Source organism: Nonomuraea bangladeshensis (assembly GCF_039529455.1).
Taxonomy (GTDB): domain Bacteria; phylum Actinomycetota; class Actinomycetes; order Streptosporangiales; family Streptosporangiaceae; genus Nonomuraea; species Nonomuraea bangladeshensis.
Genome location: NZ_BAAAMV010000001.1, coordinates 95,038 through 109,953 on the forward strand (window position 1 = coordinate 95,038; position 14,916 = coordinate 109,953).

Genomic DNA, 14,916 nt, shown 5'->3' on the forward strand with positions numbered 1-14,916 from the left:
CTCATGATCCGGGCGGGGCGGGCGAAACACGCAGGGCGTCGAGGAGACGGGACAGCGCCGCCTGGGTGTCGGCCGGGTCGGCTGGGGCGGACTGCGCCAGCCACAGCGCGGCCTCGTTCATCGCTCCCGACAGCAGCCGGGCCAGGGGTGCGACCGGCTGGGCGGGGAGGGTGCCGTCCGCGACGAGCACGGTCAGGGCGTCGGTCAGGTGCCGGACGCTGGTGGCCTCGTCGATCGCGCGCCAGTCGTTCCAGCCGAGCACCGCGGGGCCGTCGATCAGCATGATCCGCTGCACCTCCGCGTCGGCGCCGGCCGCGACGAACGCCGCGCAGCCCGCTTTGAGCTGCGCCCACGGGTCGTCCTCCGCCTCGGCGGCCTCGGCCACCCGTCCTGCCACCTCGCGTTGCACCTCTTCCAGTACGGCGCGGAAGAGGTCGGTCTTGCCGGTGAAGTGGTGGTAGAGGGCGCCTTTGGTGACGCCGGACTCTCGTACGAGCTCCGCCAGCCCCACCCCGGCGTAGCCCCGGGCTGCGAACAGGCGCCTCGCCGTGTCGAGCAGCACGCGGCGCGTCCGCTCCTTCTGTTCGGTCCTGGTCATTCCACCCCTCTTTGACATACCAACGGTATCTCAAATAGCGTACGCCGACATACCAACGGTATGTGAACGTGAGGAGGAGGAGCGCATGGAGCTGAGCAGCGTGTATCCGGTGGTGTGCACCGCGGACCTGGCCGCGTCGAAGGACTTCTACGTCCGGTTGTTCGGTTATGAGGTGACCTTCGAGGCCGACTGGTACGTGAGCCTGCGCCGCGGGCCGTACGAGCTCGCCCTGCTCGACCACGAGCACCCGACGCTGCCCGCGGCCTACCGCCGGCCGGTCGCGGGGCTGCTGCTCAACTTCGAGGTCGCCGACGTCGACGCCGAGTGGGAGCGCCTCGTCGTCCACGAGGGCCTGACGCCGGAGCTGGAGCTGCGCGACGAGGACTTCGGCCAGCGCCACTTCATCGTCGCCGACCCGAACGGCGTGCTCGTGGACGTGATCACGCCGATCGCGCCGTCGGAGGAGTACGCGGCCCAGTACGCGCCCTCCTGAGGCGGCGCGAACGAGGACCTTCGTCCCTTCTCCCGCCCCGCCGTCAGGGGTGATGGTGGAGGAAAGGACAAGGAGGTCCTGATGAAGGCGCTGATTTATCACGGGCCAGGCCGGCGCGCCTGGGAGGAGACTCCGGATCCGCGGATCGTCGAGCCGACGAACGCGATCGTGCGCGTGGACACCGTCACGATCTGCGGCACCGACCTGCACATTCTCAAGGGCGACGTCCCCGCCGTCGAGCCCGGCCGGATCCTCGGCCACGAGGCCGTCGGCACCGTCATGGCGACCGGCGACGCGGTCACCACCGTCGAGCAGGGCGACCGGGTGCTGGTCTCCTGCATCACCGCGTGCGGCCGCTGCCGCTACTGCCGCACCGGGATGTACGGGCAGTGCCTCGGCGGCGGCGGCTGGATCCTCGGCCACCGCATCGACGGCACCCAGGCCGAGTACGTCCGCGTCCCGTTCGCCGACACGTCCACGTACGCGCTGCCCGAGGGGGTGAGCAGCGAGGCGGCGCTCATGCTCGCCGACATCCTGCCCACCTCGTACGAGGTCGGCGTGCTCAACGGCCGGGTGCGGCCGGGCGACGTCGTCGTCGTGGTCGGCGCCGGGCCCATCGGCCTGGCGGCCATCACGACCGCGCAACTGTTCACGCCCAGCCACATCGTCGCCGTCGACCTGGCCGCGTCGAGGCTGGAGGCCGCCAAACGGCTGGGCGCGGACGTCGTGGTCGGCGCGGGCGACGACCCTGCCGCCGCGGTGGCCGAGCTCACCCACGGGCTCGGCGCGGACGTGGCCATCGAGGCGGTCGGCGTCCCCGACACCTTCGACCTGTGCACCCGGCTGGTCCGGCCCGGCGGGCACGTCGCCAACGTCGGGGTGCACGGCACTCCAGTCACGCTGCATCTCGAAGACCTGTGGATCCGCAACCTGACCATCACCACCGGTCTCGTGGACACCCACTCCACCCCGGCCCTGCTCGACATGGTCGCCGCGGGCCGGCTCGACCCGACCACCTTCATCACCCACCGGTTCGGGCTGCACGACATGGAGGCGGCCTACCAGACGTTCTCCGACGCGGCGGACACCGGGGCGCTGAAGGTCGTCCTGTCCAGGAGCGCCGACGGCTGACGTCCGTCTGCGACCCCGCGGGGCCGTCATCTGGCGCGCCTCCTCGTCCACGCGAACACGAGCGGGACGAGGGAGGCGCGCCGGTCAGCGATCCCTGCCAGAGCTGGATGAGCGCGCTGTATGCCGTCAATCGGCGTGGTCAGAAGTCGCGGCGGAGGAGCCGGCATATCCGGTCGGCGACGAGATGTGGCTGCTCGGCCTGGACGAGATGCCCCGAGGCGACTTCCTCGTGGCGCCCGTCAGGCAAGGTCCCGGCGTAGCGGCGCTGGTGCTCGCGGACAGCGGCGTTCTGGCGCTCCCGCCCTCTGGCGGCGTGCGCCGCGGACAGCACGATCGTCGGGCATCCCGGGAGCTGGGGCGGCCGGGCGCGGAACCGCGGGACGGCGGCGGCCACCGCCTGCAACTCCCGGCGGGTCTGCAAGGTCCCGGCGGGGGTGAAGTCCTCGGCGAGCATGGCCTGGTAGGTGTCGGCGGGGAACAGGCGCCGGACGTTGCCGCTGAAGAGCCGCGCCAGAGGTCGGAAACGGGTGAGCGGCTGCGTCACCGCCAGCATGCGATCGATCTTCCTGGTGGTCCGGTCCCAGGTGTCGTACACCGGAGAGGTCTCCGGCAGAACGTCGACCAGCAGCAGGCCCCGCAGCCGGGGTCCGAGGCGCTCGGCGGCACGGCGGGCGACCAGGCCGCCCATGCTGTGCGCGACGAGCACGAAGTCGCCCGGGACGACGGCCCCGATCAGCGCGACCAGGTCGGCGGCCATGTCATCGACGCTGAGCGGCTGGGGGGTGCGGCCGCTCAGGGCCCGCCCGGCGCGGTCGTAGGCGACCAGCCGCGCCCTGTCGGCCAGCAGCGGCAGCACCGGGTCCCATGAGGTCCGGCCGCAGCCGGCGCCCGCCTCGAAGACCACCCGGTCCTGCCCCTGGCCGGACTCCTCGACATAGACGTGCCGGCCGTTCACCGGCACCAGCCGCCCGGGCATCTCGCGCATGCCGATCACCTCCGACTCACCGTTTTCATTTTGGATAACGGTATCGCACATGAAATCGTTCGACCATGGACCCTGTCGAGCAGCTGTTGCACCCCGTGCGGCTGCGCATCGTGCACGCCCTGTCCGCAGCGGACACGCTGACGATCACGCAGATGAACGCCCGCATGCCCGACGTACCGAAGATCACGCTGTACCGGCAGGTCGCGCAGCTGACCGAGGGCGGGTTCCTGGAGGTGGACGGCGAGCAGCGGGTACGCGGCGCCGTCGAGCGCCGCTACCGGCTGCGTCAAGACCGGCCCACCATCGACGCCGACGCCGCCGCCGCGATGTCCCTCGACGACCACCGCCGGGGATTCGCCGCGTCCATGGCCGTCCTGATCGCCGAGTTCGACGCCTACCTGAGCCGCGACGGCGCCGATCCGGCCGCCGACTCGGTCTCCTATCGGCAGGGCACCCTGTGGCTCAGCCCGGACGAGCTCAACGCGATGACGGCCGACCTGCTCGCGGTGCTGCGCGACCGGCTGGACAACACACCCGCGCCAGGCCGCACGCCCTACCTCCTCAGCGCGATCCTGTTCCCCGCCGAACGACCGCCCGACGCATAGAGCCAGCGGGACTCAGCGGTAGCGGGCGATCATGGGGCCGAAGTCCCTGCCGTGGACGAGGCCGACCGCGTAGACCGTCCCCGTTCCCGGCACCGCGGTCACCGCGGAGACGTCGATCTCGCGTCCGCGGTTCGCCCCCGCCATCGGCGGGAGCTGGGTCCGGCTGCCGTCGGGCGCCACCCGGATGGCCGCGCCGAGGCCGCCTTCGTCGGCGTCCCAGTCGACCAGGATGATCCCGTCCGCGCCGTCGGCGCCGGCGGCGCTGACCGTCGGCGAGCCCGGCATCCACGACCATGCCCTGCCGTCCCAGTGCATGGTGATCGTGGTGCCCCTGCTCCCGTCCTCGTAGTCGAACACCTCGCGGGTGCCGATCGCCCACACGTTGCCGGGTGCGTGGGCGACGACCTGGGTGAGCGTGATCCTCGGGATGCTGCCGTCCGGCCGGCCCGAGCTGTTGATCTCGTCGCTCGGCGTGCGGTCCTCAGGCGCGGGGACGAGCTGCCACGACCGGCCGTCCCAGCGCATGATCGCCGCCTGTGATCCGGCGCCCCCCTCAGCGAGCGGCCGGCCGGCGCCACCGACCGCCCAGACCTGGTCGGGCGCCGCGGCCGACACCGACGCCGCCCAGGCGGGCAGGCGCATGACGGTCCATGCCCGCCCGTCCCAGTGCGCGGCGTGATCCCCCACCACCAGCCACACGTCGTCGGGCGCGAGGGCCGTGGCACCGGCCCGCTCGCCCGGGTCGTAGTCCATGTCCGGCAGCCGGACCGGGCTCCAGCGCTCGCCGTCCCAGTGGTGCGCGGCCAAAGCGGTAGTGGCGGCGAAGACCCAGGCATCGCGCGGCCCCGTCGCCACGAGCGCGGGAAACCTCTCGTGGTCGCCGGCGTCCCACGTCACCTCGGGTGCCGGGCGCTCGCGCCACCGCCGGCCGTCGAAGTGCAGGAGCAGCACCTGGCCGACGCCTTCATCGGGGCTGCCGAGCGCCCACACATCGTGCGGTCCGCTGGCTGCGACCGCCCTCAGCCGTGTTCCGCGCTGACCGCCGGCATGCGCAAGCTCCCAGCCCCGGCCCCTGGCCGTGGCGATCGGAGAGGGATCGCGCGTTGCCGCGGTGACGCTGGGAGAGGTGGAGGTCCGCACGGGCGTGTCGCGGGGTGCCGCCGCGCCACCGCATCCCGCGCTCAGGACGGCGACCGCGCAGGACAGGGCCAGCCAGGTGCCGCCGCGGGCGCGGATCGCCTGAGCTGGTTGTTGATCCCGTTCTGCGGCTCCTCGCGATGCCGGTGCGGCGCTTTTCGCGAGAATCTCCGGATCCGACACCTACCACCCTTTCATGGCGTACGCGACCTTTCGGCAGTGTACGGAGGAGAACGCCGGCTCGCGCGTCTTCCGCTCAGGCGTCAGGTGGAGGCGCTGCTCGCAGGCCCGCTTCAGGCCGGCGCCACGCCTCGCCTTCCGGACGCGCGGTAGCCGCCTTCAGGACACGGCTCCCCTACGGCGCGACGGCGAGTGTGACCGCGAGTACGGCGAGGAGGGATCCCATGACCAGGCGTTGCGCCCGGAGCCATGCGGGGCGGGCGGCCAGGAATCCGGCGATGCCGCCGGCGGCCAGCACGATCGCGAGGTTGACCAGCAGGGCGACGGCGATCTGCACACAGCCGAGCACGGTGCCCTGGAGCAGAACGTTCCCCTGGTCAAGGGCGATGAACTGCGGGATGACCGCGACGTAGAGCAGCGCGATCTTCGGGTTGAGCAGGTTGGTCATCAGGCCCATGAGGAACAGCCGGCGCGGCGGTTCCGGCGGTACGTCCCGGGACGCGAAGACGGACAGCCCGCCGGGCTTGACCGTCTGCCAGGCCAGCCACAGCAGGTACAGCGCGCCCGCGACACGGATGACGGTGAGGAGCCCGGGGAGGGCGGCGAACAGCACGGCGAGGCCGAGGTTCGCGGCCACGAGGTAGACGAGGAACCCGGCGGCGACCCCGGCCAGGGAGATGACGCCGGCCCGCCGCCCCTGGCTCGTGCTCCGGGATATCAGGTACATCATGTTGGGCCCCGGTGACAGCACCATCCCAAGACCTATGGATGCCACGCCGAGCACCGCGGTTTGTTCGACCATGGAACGAAGTTATCGACCCCGCGATCTCGGTACAATATGGCGAATTGAAGTCGGAGCAATGAAGGGATTGGGTGGCCCCAAGGTGGAGGACTTCAGAGCAGTAGCCGACCTGATCGCCCGGGACATCGCGGCAGGGCGGTTGCGGCCGGGCGACCGGCTGCCGCCGCAGCGGGCGTTCGCGCGCGAGCACGGCATCGCCGGCTCCACCGCGGCCCGCGTCTACCAGGAGCTGACCCGCCGGGGCCTGACCGTGGGAGAGGTGGGCCGCGGCACGTTCGTCCGGGCCGCCGATCCGCGGCCGGGGCCGGCCCTGGCCGAGCCCGCCGGCAGCCGGATCGACCTGGAGCTCAACTACCCCGTCGTCCCCGGGCAGGCGAAGCTGCTCGCCGACGGCATCAACCCGCTGCTCCGCACCGACGTGCTGGAGTCGGTCATGCGGCCGGTCGGCGCGGCGGGCACCGCGTCGGCCCGCGGCGTGGTCGCCGATCTGCTCGCGCGCGGGCGCTGGCGCCCGGACCCCGAGCGGCTGCTGTTCGCGGGCAACGGCCGTCAGGCGATCGCGGCGGCCCTCTCCGCGTTCGTTCCTCCCGGCGGGCGGCTCGGGGTGGAGGAGCTCACGTACCCGGTGCTCAAGGGGATCGCGGCCCGCGCCGGCGTCACGCTCGTCCCGCTGCGGACCGACGCGGCGGGCCTCGATCCGGCGGACCTCGCGAACGCCGCGCGCAAGGCCCCGCTGAAGGCCGTCTACGTCCAGCCGACCATGCACAACCCGCTGTCGATCAGCATGCCCGAGGAGCGCAGGGCCGAGCTCGCGAGCGTCCTCGCCCGCCTGGACCTGCTCGCGATCGAGGACGCGATCTGGTCGTTCCTCCGCGACGACCTGCCGCCCCTTGCCTCGTACGCCCCCGAGCACACGGTCCTCGTCGACAGCCTGTCCAAGCGGCTCGCGCCCGGCCTGTCGCTCGGCTTCGCGGTCCTGCCGCACGCCGCCGTCGCGTCCGTCGCGACGGCGCTGCGCTCGGGCGGGTGGACGCCGATGCGGTTCGCTCTGGAGGCGGCCACCCGGTGGCTGAGCGACGACACGGCGCGGGCGGTGGCCAACGCCAAGCAGCAGGACGCGGCCATGCGCCAGGAGATCGCCGCGAGCCACCTCGCCGACTTCGCCGTACGCAGCGATCCGCGTTCCTATTACTGCTGGTGGGAGCTGCCGGCGCCGTGGCGGGCCGACACGTTCGTGGCGGCCGCCGCGCGGCACGGCATCGCGGTCACTCCCGGGGCCGCGTTCGCGGTCGGGCGGAACAGCGCCCCCAACGCCGTCCGCCTCGGCCTCGCCTCACCCCCGCCGGAGACCCTCTCCCGGGCTCTGGCCGTCCTCGCCGGCCTCGCCCGGTCCACGCCGGACGACCTCCTCGCCGAGTGACCTCCATCCGGCCTCCTCGCCGTGTGACCCCCAACCGGCCTCCTCGCCGAGTGACCTCCACCGGGCCTCCTCGCCGTGTGACGCCCAGCCGGCGCTCTCGGGCGGGAGATATGCGCCGCTACTTCCGGCGCATCAGCAGGCGGCCCTGGCGGAACCGCTCCCCCTCGTGCGGCTCGCGCAGCACCCGGCCGACCTCGGCGAAGCCGGCCGCGCCCGCCAGCGCGGCCAGCTCATCGATCGGCCACCGGTACGCCGTCGTCACCTTGTGGTCGAAGGGCGTCACCGGCTCGTCCTCGGACTCGAAGAAGCCGAGCAGCAGATGACCGCCCGGGGCCAGGACCCGGCGGAACTCCCTGATGTACGCCGGCAGCTCCTGTGGCGGCACGTGGATGACCGAGTACCAGGACACGATGCCCCGCAGCTCTTCGTCGGCCAGGTCCAGGGCGTCCATCGAACCGATCTCGAAGCGCAGCTCCGGATACGCCTCACGGGCGATCTCGATCATCACCGGCGACAGGTCGAGGCCGAAGACGTCCAGTCCCAGCTTCCGCAGGTACGCCGTCACGTATCCGGGGCCGCAGCCGAGCTCGGCCACCGGTCCGCCCCCGCCGGTCCGTACGACCTCGGCGAACACCTCCAGCGCCGCGCGGTCCAGCGGCTGGTCGTCGAGCGCGTTCTGGAAGAGGCTGGCGTACAGGGCGGCGACGGCGTCGTAGGCGTTCGCCGTGTCGGTGAGGTAGGAGGGGCGTTCGATCATGACGCGCCACCCTACCCGAGGGCCACGGCCCCTACCCGGCCGTCGCTCCTCCGCGGCGGACGCGCGGATTTGGGTTGCGAGTGAGGGCTGATGCTCCATGCTGAGCGTGTCCCAGCATCGTCCATGCTCAGTCCATGCTCACCTGCGAGGAGCCCTCTTGACCCGGTACGCCGTCGATCGCAGCCGCAACGCCCTCATCGCCTCCTGGAACACCGGGGTGGGGGACACTGCGGCGGTCGTAGCCGATCTTCCCGCCGGGATGTCCAGCCACGACGCCCTCGCTCTGGCCAGGGCGCTGACGCGGCTCTCCGAGGTCTGCTGGCGGTGTTACACGCATCCGGCGAGCGCCGCCGGCAGTCAGGAGGCCGGGTCCGAGGGTGAGCGCCGGCAGGCGGAGCGTGATGCCTTCGCCGTCGTTCTGACCGCGCTGACCAGCCCGAACCTGCCCTCGGACGGCTACCTGGCACGGTCCTTCGTACGGGTCGAGGAGGCCGCGCATCGGGTGGGGCGGGCCCTGCACGCGCTCGGGGCCGCCGAGCTGACCACTCGCGTCACCATCGACGTCGCCGCGGAACTGGCCGCCATCGAGCAGGCCGAGCTGGGCAATCTGGCCGAACGCGCCCGGCAGGCGGTCGCCCTCACCCGTGAGGACGCCTCCCCCGTCCAGGTGGCTCAGGCGAACAATTTGCTGCACGGCGATCCGTTCGGTCCTGAGACGCTCTTCACCGAGATCGATCCGGCCGCGGCCGCGGTCGCCGCCGCGCACTGGCTGGACGCGGCGGCCGCCGTCACCGCCGAGTACGCCGGGCTGCCCGCCACGCAGATCGTGGTCGAGGCCGACACCATCGAGGCGCTTCCTCACGAGACGCCCACCCTCGTCCTGGAGTTGATGGCCGATGGCGCCTCGCCCCGTCAGGCGGTGATGTCCCTGATTCGCGAGGCTCTGCGGGTCGCTGAGGGTGAGATTCCCGACCTCGCGCAGCTCCAGCAGCGGATCAACGCCGCCGAACGGCTGCTCGCCCAGTGGCGCGAGGACCAGCGCGAGCCGCGCCTGGACGCCCTCGGCCTGCGGCTCACTCCCCTGGATCCCGCTCGTCCGGCCCTCGATCTCCTGGAGGACCTGCTCAGTGGGATCCGCGGCTGCTGGCTGTTGTATGCCGAATACGCCACCGAGCGCGACGAGACGGATGTCTCCCAGAAGGAGGGCTCTGACGCAGAGGGTCCTGACGCAGAGGGTCCTGACGTAGTGGCCCGCGACGCAGAGGTCCACGACGCCGGAACCTCCGACGCTGAGGACCTTGACGCAGAGGACTCCGCCGCGGAGGGCCCCGACGTCGAGGACCTCGACGAGGAGGGGTGGCGGGAGCGCCGCATCGCGTCGTTCTTCGCCGAAGTCCGGCAGGCGGCGGCCGCCCGGCGCGACCGCCTGCTGTAACCCTCTTGCCGAGGCTCCCTGCAGTGCCCCTGCCGTGGCTCCCTGCAGTGCCCCTGCCGTGGCTTCCTGCAGTGCCCCTGCCGTGGCTCCCTGCGGTGCCCCTGCCGTGGTTCCCTTCAGTGCTCCCTGTTGAGGCCTCCTGCCGCGGCCCCCCACTGGAGCCTCCTGCTGCGGCCTCCTGCTGCGGCAGCGTGTGCCGGCGCCCCGCCATGATCCCGAAGGAGTTTATTGCGAGTTGCTCGCAACTGCGATTTATGAGCAGAATGTGGTGTTTTCTCAGCACGATCGACCGACCGCTCGCCCCCGGAGACCACCATGAGAAGGCTGCTCGTCCTCGTGACGGCTCTGACACTGACCGCCTGCGGGCAGGCGCCGGCCGTCCAGGAGGCCGCCCAACAGAACGGGCAGCAGAACGGGCAGGCGGCGCAGGCCGGGTTCCCGGTGACGGTCGAGAACTGCGGGCGGAAGCTCACCTTCGACCGGCCGCCCTCCAAGGTGGTGACCGGTTACCACCCCGCCCTGGAGACCCTGCTCGCCCTCGGTCTGGGCGACCGGATCGCCGGGCGCACGTTCTTCGGTGAGAGCGCGTTCCTGCCGGGACAGAAGGAGCAGTACGACAAGATCCCGCAGATCAGCGAGACGATCATGCTGCCGCAGAAGGAGGTCATGCTCGCCCAGGGCGCGGACTTCGTCCTGGACAACGCGATGGCGAGCTTCGACGCCGCCGGCGGTTACGCCACCGTCGAGGAGCTGGACGCGGCCGGCTCCCCCGTCTACATCCTGGGCGGCTGGTGCAGCCCCGAGGAGGTGCTGCGGTTCACGCTCGACGACACCTTCACCGACCTGCGCAACCTCGGCCGGATCTTCGGCGTTCCCGAAAGGGCGGAGAAGCTGGTGACCGAGTTGCAGGGACAGCTCGCCGACGTCAAGAAGCGGGTCGAGGGCCGTACGCCGGTCAAGGTGCTGGCCACCGACGGCGGCAAGGGCCCGGTCAACGCCTACGGCGGCGCCGGCGTCACGAACCAGATGATCACCATGGCGGGCGGCGTGAACGTGCTGGCCGGGGTCAAGGCCGACTACACCGAGGTGAGCGCCGAGGAGGTCAGCGCGTCCCAGCCGGAGGCGCTGCTGGTCAGCGACTACGCCACGCTGCGCGGCGAGGACACGCCGAGCTCGCCGGCGAAGGCCGAGGAGGCGTTCGCCATCGCCAGGAACAGCCCCGCGGCCAAGGACCGGCGCTACCTCGCCCTGCCCGTGGCGGCCCAGCATCCCGGCTACCGCAACCTCCTGGCCGTCACCGACCTCGCCCGGTTCCTGCACCCGGACGCCTTCGCGCAGTGACCGGCACCACCACGCGGAGCCCGGCGCCGGCCGGGCCGCCCGTCCTCCGTGACCGGCGCGCGCGCCGGTTCGTCCTGCTCGTCGTCGCGCTCGCCGTCGCCGCCGTCGCCTCGACCTGGCTCGCGGTGAGCATCGGCGCGGTGCCGGTCGCCCTGCCGCAGGCGTGGGGCATCGTGGCCGACCGGCTGGTGCCCGGCGCGGTGCCGCGTACGTGGACGCCTGTGCAGGAGCAGATCATCTGGGAGTTCCGGCTGCCGCGCGCGCTGCTGGCGCTGCTGGTCGGGGCCGGGCTGGCGGTGGTCGGGGCGGTGCTGCAGGCGCTGGTGCGCAACCCGCTCGCCGACCCGTTCCTGCTCGGCGTCTCCTCGGGGGCGTCGTTCGGGGCGGTGCTCGTGCTGATCCTGGGGGCCTCGGCGCTCGGCGGGCTGTCGTTGTCGGCCGCCGCCTTCGCCGGGTCGCTGCTGGCCCTCGGGCTGGTGTACGTGCTGGCGCAGCGGGCCGGGCGGCTCACGCCGTCGCGGCTGGTGCTGGCCGGGGTGGCGCTGGCGTACCTGTTCCAGGCCGCCTACAGCTTCGTGCTGCAACTCGCGCAGAGCGGGCGGGCCGCGCAGCAGGTGCTCTTCTGGCTGATGGGCAGCCTCGGCGCGGCCCGCTGGCACCTGCTGCCGCTGCCCGCCGTGGTGCTCGCCGTCGGGGTGGCGTACCTGCTGGTGCAGCACCGTCCGCTGAACGCGCTGGCCGCCGGGGAGGAGACGGCCGTCTCGCTCGGCGTGAACGTCAACCGTTTCCGCCTGACCCTGTTCGTGCTGACCTCGCTGCTGGTCGGCGTGATGGTGGCCACCAGCGGCGCGATCGCGTTCGTCGGGCTGATCGTGCCGCACGCGGCGCGCCTGCTCGTCGGGGCCGACCACCGCCGGGTGCTGCCCGTGACGGCGCTGCTCGGGGCCGTGTTCCTGCAGCTCGTGGACATCGCGGCGCGGACCGTCAACGCGCCGCAGGAGCTGGCGCTGAGCATCGTCACCGCGCTGTTCGGCGTGCCGTTCTTCCTGTGGCTGCTGCGCCGCCGCTCCGTGGACCGGGCGGTGACCGTCGGATGAGGCTCGGCCTGAAAGGGGTGGCCGTCACGCTGGACGGGCACCCGATCGTGCGCGAGGCCGGCCTGGAGGTGGCCGACGGCGAGCTGGTCGGCCTGGTCGGGCCGAACGGCTGCGGCAAGTCCACCCTGCTCCGCGCCGTCTACCGGGCCCTGCGCCCGTCCGCCGGGCTCATCGCGGTGGACGGCGACGACGTGCACCGGCTGCCGGCCCGCGAGGCCGCCCGGCGTACCGCCGTCCTCGCCCAGGAGATCCCGGCCGACCTGGACTTCACGGTGGCGGAGATCGTCGCCATGGGCCGTACCCCTTACAAGGCGGACGCCGCCGCCGACGCGGCGGTGTGCGCCCGCGCGCTGGACCGGGTCGGCCTGAGCGGGGCCGCCGGACGGATCTTCGCCACCCTGTCCGGCGGCGAGAAACAGCGGGTCCTGCTCTCCCGCGCCCTCGCCCAGCAGACGCGGCTGCTCCTGCTCGACGAGCCCACCAGCCACCTCGACATCCGCCACCAGCTCGAACTCCTGCACCTGATCCGCGAGCTGGGGATCGCCACGCTGGCCGTGCTGCACGACCTCAACCAGGCCGCCGCCTTCTGCGACCGCCTCTACGTCATGAACGCGGGCCGCGTCGTGGCCGGCGGCCCGCCGGGCGAGGTCCTCACCCCCGGTCTGATCTCCGAGGTGTACGGGGTGCGCGCGGTGCGCCGCCCCCAGCTCGTCTTCGAGCGGCTCCAGGAAGATCGGTGATCCGCCGAGGCGGCAGCAGGAATCCCAGCGCCGCCGACACGAGCAGCAGCGCCGCCACGCAGAGCAGGGCGGCGACCGTCGCGTCGGCGGGCGGACCGGCGTCCAGCAGGGAGAAGAAGACGGCGCCGATGACGGCGATCCCGAGCGCGGTGCCGAGCTGGATCGTGGTGTTGATGACGCCGGACGCGGCGCCGGCGTCGTCGTCGCGGACGTGCGCCAGCACGACGGTGATCAGCGTCGTGGCGACGGCGGCCATGCCGAGGCCCGCGACGAAGAGCCCCGGGACGAGCTGCCACTGTCCCACTTCGGTGCCGCCGAGCCGGACCGCGCCCGCGACCATCCCGATGCCGGCGGCCATGACCAGCGGCCCGGCGATGACGACGCGGCGGCCGAGCATGGGCGCGAGCCGGGTGGCGGCGCCGGAGCCGAAGACGACGCCGACGGCGAAGGCCAGCAGGGTCAGCGCGGTGCGCAGCGGCGTCCAGCCGGCGAAGTCCTGGAGGAAGATGGTCATGACGAACCCGTAAGCGGGACCGCAGAAGAAGAACACCGCGACGGCGAGGCCGCCGCTCACCGCGCGGCTGCGGAACAGGGCGGGGTTGATCAGGGGGTCCGCGCCGCGCCCGACCGCCGTCCGTTCCCTCCGGAGGAACATCGCGAACAGGAGGACGGCGGCGACCGGCAGGGCGAGGATCCACCCGGGCCGCCCCAGCGCCTGACCCTCGATCAGCGGGTGGAACAGTGCGGCCAGGGCGGCGGTGGCGATGAGCAGGCCGAGGACGTCGAACCTCCGCGCGGCCCCGGTCCGGGACTCCGGCGCCAGGGCGGCCACGCCGGCCAGGCAGACGAGCCCGAACGGCACGTTGACGAAGAAGACCGTCCGCCAGCCCCAGCCGAAGAGGCCGGCGTCGAGCAGCAGGCCGCCGAGCAGCGGCCCGCTGACGCCGCCGACGGCGAACGTCATGCCGAACGCGGCGATGGCCTTCGGCCGTTCCTCGTCGGAGAACTCCGTCTGGATGAAGGGCAGGACCTGCGGGATCATCAGCGCCGCCGCGGCGCCCTGCACGAGGCGGGAGACGACCAGCATGGCCGGGGACACCGACGCGCCCGCCGCGACCGACGCGACGACGAAGACGACCAGGCCGGCCAGGAGGACGCGTTTGCGGCCGAACCGGTCGCCGAGCCGGCCGCCGGTGATCAGCAGCGTGGCGAAGGCGAGGGTGTAGCCGGCCGCGGTCCACTCCAGCACGGTCTCGCTCGCGCCGAGGTCGTGCCGGAGGGAGGGCAGCGCGATGAGGACGACCGTGGCGTCCAGGAGGTCCATGAAGACCGCGATGAGGATCACGATGAGGGCGGGCCACCGTCGGGGGTGGAGGCGCACTGCTCCGGTCGGCTCGTGCATCTGAACGCTCCAGGGGGTTCGTGGCTCTCCACGAGAGAATCACCGACAGGATGAATCTGTCAACCAACGGATAATTAGCGGATCGCTAGGCTGGATCCATGTCGACCGCACCCGGCTCCTCCGGCACACCTCGACGCGCACGGCGTTCGCCTGAGCCGCAGGAGCGGCAGCGGGACGCGGAGCGCACCAAGGCCCGCATCCTGGAGGCGGCGATCGTCGAAGTGTCCGCGGTGGGGCCGGCGCAGGTGCGGGTCGCCGCCATCGCGGCGCGGGCGGGCGTCAACAAGCAGCTCATCTCCTACTACTTCGGCGGGCGGGACGGGCTGCTGCGGGCGATCGGCGAGCGCTGGCGGGAACAGAAGGTCGCCTTCGAGAACGAGGCGCGGTCGCTGCCGGACGTCATCGCCGACTACGTCGGGCAAGGAGCCGGCGACGCGGTCGCCACCCGCATCCTCGCCTGGGAGGGCCTGCACTACGACGGCCCCGAGCACGACCCCGACCGGGAGGGCCGGCGCGAGCAGGCCTCGCGCGACGTCGCCGAGCTGCGGCAGCGGCAGGAGCGCGGCGAGCTGGCCGACGACCTCGACCCGGCCGTCGTGCTGCTCGCCATGATCGGCGCCGGCGTCGCGCCCGTCCTGCTGCCCCACATGGCCAACGCCATCTGCGGCGCCGACGCGCGGTCCCCCGAGTTCGTGGCGCACTACACCGAGCAGATGCGGCGGATCGCCCGCCACCTCTCCTCCGCGGTCAGGAAAGACGGCGAGGGCGGTAGGACGGGGGCGGGTTAAGATCA

General features: G+C 72.6%; 16 protein-coding genes. 10 read left to right on the top strand and 6 right to left on the bottom strand.

The window, feature by feature from the left end; translation table 11 throughout:
* Position 1: 1 nt before the first annotated feature.
* The gene (locus ABD292_RS00355; protein WP_344204175.1) at positions 2 to 598 is read right to left on the bottom strand and encodes a TetR/AcrR family transcriptional regulator; all 597 of its coding nucleotides are present in this window, start codon (positions 596 to 598) and stop codon (positions 2 to 4) included.
* 85 nt (positions 599 to 683) lie between these two features.
* On the opposite strand from ABD292_RS00355, the gene ABD292_RS00360 reads away from it, so the two are divergent.
* Complete coding sequence (locus ABD292_RS00360) at positions 684 to 1,091, top strand: VOC family protein (RefSeq protein ID WP_344204178.1); 408 nt, start codon at positions 684 to 686, stop codon at positions 1,089 to 1,091.
* A gap of 81 nt (positions 1,092 to 1,172) precedes the next feature.
* Positions 1,173 to 2,222, top strand: a complete 1,050-nt coding sequence (locus tag ABD292_RS00365) for a zinc-dependent alcohol dehydrogenase family protein (protein WP_344204181.1) — start codon at positions 1,173 to 1,175, stop codon at positions 2,220 to 2,222.
* 139 nt (positions 2,223 to 2,361) lie between these two features.
* Here ABD292_RS00365 and ABD292_RS00370 read toward each other — a convergent pair whose 3' ends face one another.
* Positions 2,362 to 3,207: an alpha/beta fold hydrolase gene (locus tag ABD292_RS00370; protein WP_344204183.1), complete on the bottom strand. Its 846-nt coding sequence runs from the start codon at positions 3,205 to 3,207 to the stop codon at positions 2,362 to 2,364.
* 65 nt (positions 3,208 to 3,272) lie between these two features.
* Between ABD292_RS00370 and ABD292_RS00375 the strand changes: the two genes are divergently transcribed.
* Positions 3,273 to 3,812, top strand: coding sequence for a helix-turn-helix domain-containing protein (locus ABD292_RS00375; RefSeq protein WP_344204185.1), 540 nt, complete (start codon positions 3,273 to 3,275; stop codon positions 3,810 to 3,812).
* Between the two features lie 12 nt (positions 3,813 to 3,824).
* Here the strand turns inward: ABD292_RS00375 and ABD292_RS00380 are convergent, their stop codons facing one another.
* On the bottom strand, positions 3,825 to 4,763 hold the full coding sequence (locus ABD292_RS00380; protein ID WP_344204187.1) for a hypothetical protein: 939 nt from the start codon (positions 4,761 to 4,763) through the stop codon (positions 3,825 to 3,827).
* Between the two features lie 160 nt (positions 4,764 to 4,923).
* On the opposite strand from ABD292_RS00380, the gene ABD292_RS00385 reads away from it, so the two are divergent.
* On the top strand, positions 4,924 to 5,055 hold the full coding sequence (locus tag ABD292_RS00385) for a hypothetical protein (RefSeq protein WP_344204189.1): 132 nt from the start codon (positions 4,924 to 4,926) through the stop codon (positions 5,053 to 5,055).
* Positions 5,056 to 5,304: 249 nt separating this feature from the next.
* Here ABD292_RS00385 and ABD292_RS00390 read toward each other — a convergent pair whose 3' ends face one another.
* The gene (locus tag ABD292_RS00390; RefSeq protein ID WP_344204191.1) at positions 5,305 to 5,931 is read right to left on the bottom strand and encodes a LysE family translocator; all 627 of its coding nucleotides are present in this window, start codon (positions 5,929 to 5,931) and stop codon (positions 5,305 to 5,307) included.
* Between the two features lie 58 nt (positions 5,932 to 5,989).
* On the opposite strand from ABD292_RS00390, the gene ABD292_RS00395 reads away from it, so the two are divergent.
* On the top strand, positions 5,990 to 7,351 hold the full coding sequence (locus tag ABD292_RS00395) for an aminotransferase-like domain-containing protein (RefSeq protein ID WP_344204193.1): 1,362 nt from the start codon (positions 5,990 to 5,992) through the stop codon (positions 7,349 to 7,351).
* A 118-nt stretch (positions 7,352 to 7,469) separates the two neighbouring features.
* Here ABD292_RS00395 and ABD292_RS00400 read toward each other — a convergent pair whose 3' ends face one another.
* Entirely contained in the window at positions 7,470 to 8,108 is a 639-nt protein-coding gene (locus ABD292_RS00400; protein ID WP_344204196.1) for a class I SAM-dependent methyltransferase, read from the bottom strand.
* Between the two features lie 157 nt (positions 8,109 to 8,265).
* Between ABD292_RS00400 and ABD292_RS00405 the strand changes: the two genes are divergently transcribed.
* The 4 genes from ABD292_RS00405 (at position 8,266) to ABD292_RS00420 (ending at position 12,721) form a co-directional block, all read left to right on the top strand.
* Positions 8,266 to 9,543, top strand: coding sequence for a hypothetical protein (locus ABD292_RS00405; protein ID WP_344204198.1), 1,278 nt, complete (start codon positions 8,266 to 8,268; stop codon positions 9,541 to 9,543).
* 315 nt (positions 9,544 to 9,858) lie between these two features.
* Positions 9,859 to 10,884, top strand: a complete 1,026-nt coding sequence (locus tag ABD292_RS00410; RefSeq protein ID WP_344204200.1) for an ABC transporter substrate-binding protein — start codon at positions 9,859 to 9,861, stop codon at positions 10,882 to 10,884.
* Entirely contained in the window at positions 10,881 to 11,981 is a 1,101-nt protein-coding gene (locus ABD292_RS00415) for a FecCD family ABC transporter permease (RefSeq protein ID WP_344204204.1), read from the top strand. Before ABD292_RS00410 ends, ABD292_RS00415 begins: the two co-directional genes overlap by 4 nt.
* Positions 11,978 to 12,721: an ABC transporter ATP-binding protein gene (locus ABD292_RS00420; protein WP_344204207.1), complete on the top strand. Its 744-nt coding sequence runs from the start codon at positions 11,978 to 11,980 to the stop codon at positions 12,719 to 12,721. The genes ABD292_RS00415 and ABD292_RS00420 overlap by 4 nt, the downstream gene beginning before the upstream one ends.
* Here ABD292_RS00420 and ABD292_RS00425 read toward each other — a convergent pair.
* On the bottom strand, positions 12,633 to 14,123 hold the full coding sequence (locus ABD292_RS00425) for an MFS transporter (protein WP_344204210.1): 1,491 nt from the start codon (positions 14,121 to 14,123) through the stop codon (positions 12,633 to 12,635). The genes ABD292_RS00420 and ABD292_RS00425 overlap by 89 nt on opposite strands.
* Before the next feature lie 98 nt (positions 14,124 to 14,221).
* On the opposite strand from ABD292_RS00425, the gene ABD292_RS00430 reads away from it, so the two are divergent.
* The gene (locus ABD292_RS00430; protein ID WP_344204212.1) at positions 14,222 to 14,911 is read left to right on the top strand and encodes a TetR/AcrR family transcriptional regulator; all 690 of its coding nucleotides are present in this window, start codon (positions 14,222 to 14,224) and stop codon (positions 14,909 to 14,911) included.
* Positions 14,912 to 14,916: the final 5 nt, after the last annotated feature.

Bases quoted from the DNA above. Each gene is read 5' to 3' on its own strand.
- ABD292_RS00355 (WP_344204175.1), bottom strand. From the start codon at position 598: ATGACCAGGACCGAACAGAAGGAGCGGACGCGCCGCGTGCTGCTCGAC.
- ABD292_RS00360 (WP_344204178.1), top strand. From the start codon at position 684: ATGGAGCTGAGCAGCGTGTATCCGGTGGTGTGCACCGCGGACCTGGCC.
- ABD292_RS00365 (WP_344204181.1), top strand. From the start codon at position 1,173: ATGAAGGCGCTGATTTATCACGGGCCAGGCCGGCGCGCCTGGGAGGAG.
- ABD292_RS00370 (WP_344204183.1), bottom strand. From the start codon at position 3,207: ATGCGCGAGATGCCCGGGCGGCTGGTGCCGGTGAACGGCCGGCACGTC.
- ABD292_RS00375 (WP_344204185.1), top strand. From the start codon at position 3,273: ATGGACCCTGTCGAGCAGCTGTTGCACCCCGTGCGGCTGCGCATCGTG.
- ABD292_RS00390 (WP_344204191.1), bottom strand. From the start codon at position 5,931: ATGGTCGAACAAACCGCGGTGCTCGGCGTGGCATCCATAGGTCTTGGG.
- ABD292_RS00395 (WP_344204193.1), top strand. From the start codon at position 5,990: ATGAAGGGATTGGGTGGCCCCAAGGTGGAGGACTTCAGAGCAGTAGCC.
- ABD292_RS00400 (WP_344204196.1), bottom strand. From the start codon at position 8,108: ATGATCGAACGCCCCTCCTACCTCACCGACACGGCGAACGCCTACGAC.
- ABD292_RS00410 (WP_344204200.1), top strand. From the start codon at position 9,859: ATGAGAAGGCTGCTCGTCCTCGTGACGGCTCTGACACTGACCGCCTGC.
- ABD292_RS00420 (WP_344204207.1), top strand. From the start codon at position 11,978: ATGAGGCTCGGCCTGAAAGGGGTGGCCGTCACGCTGGACGGGCACCCG.
- ABD292_RS00425 (WP_344204210.1), bottom strand. From the start codon at position 14,123: ATGCACGAGCCGACCGGAGCAGTGCGCCTCCACCCCCGACGGTGGCCC.
- ABD292_RS00430 (WP_344204212.1), top strand. From the start codon at position 14,222: ATGTCGACCGCACCCGGCTCCTCCGGCACACCTCGACGCGCACGGCGT.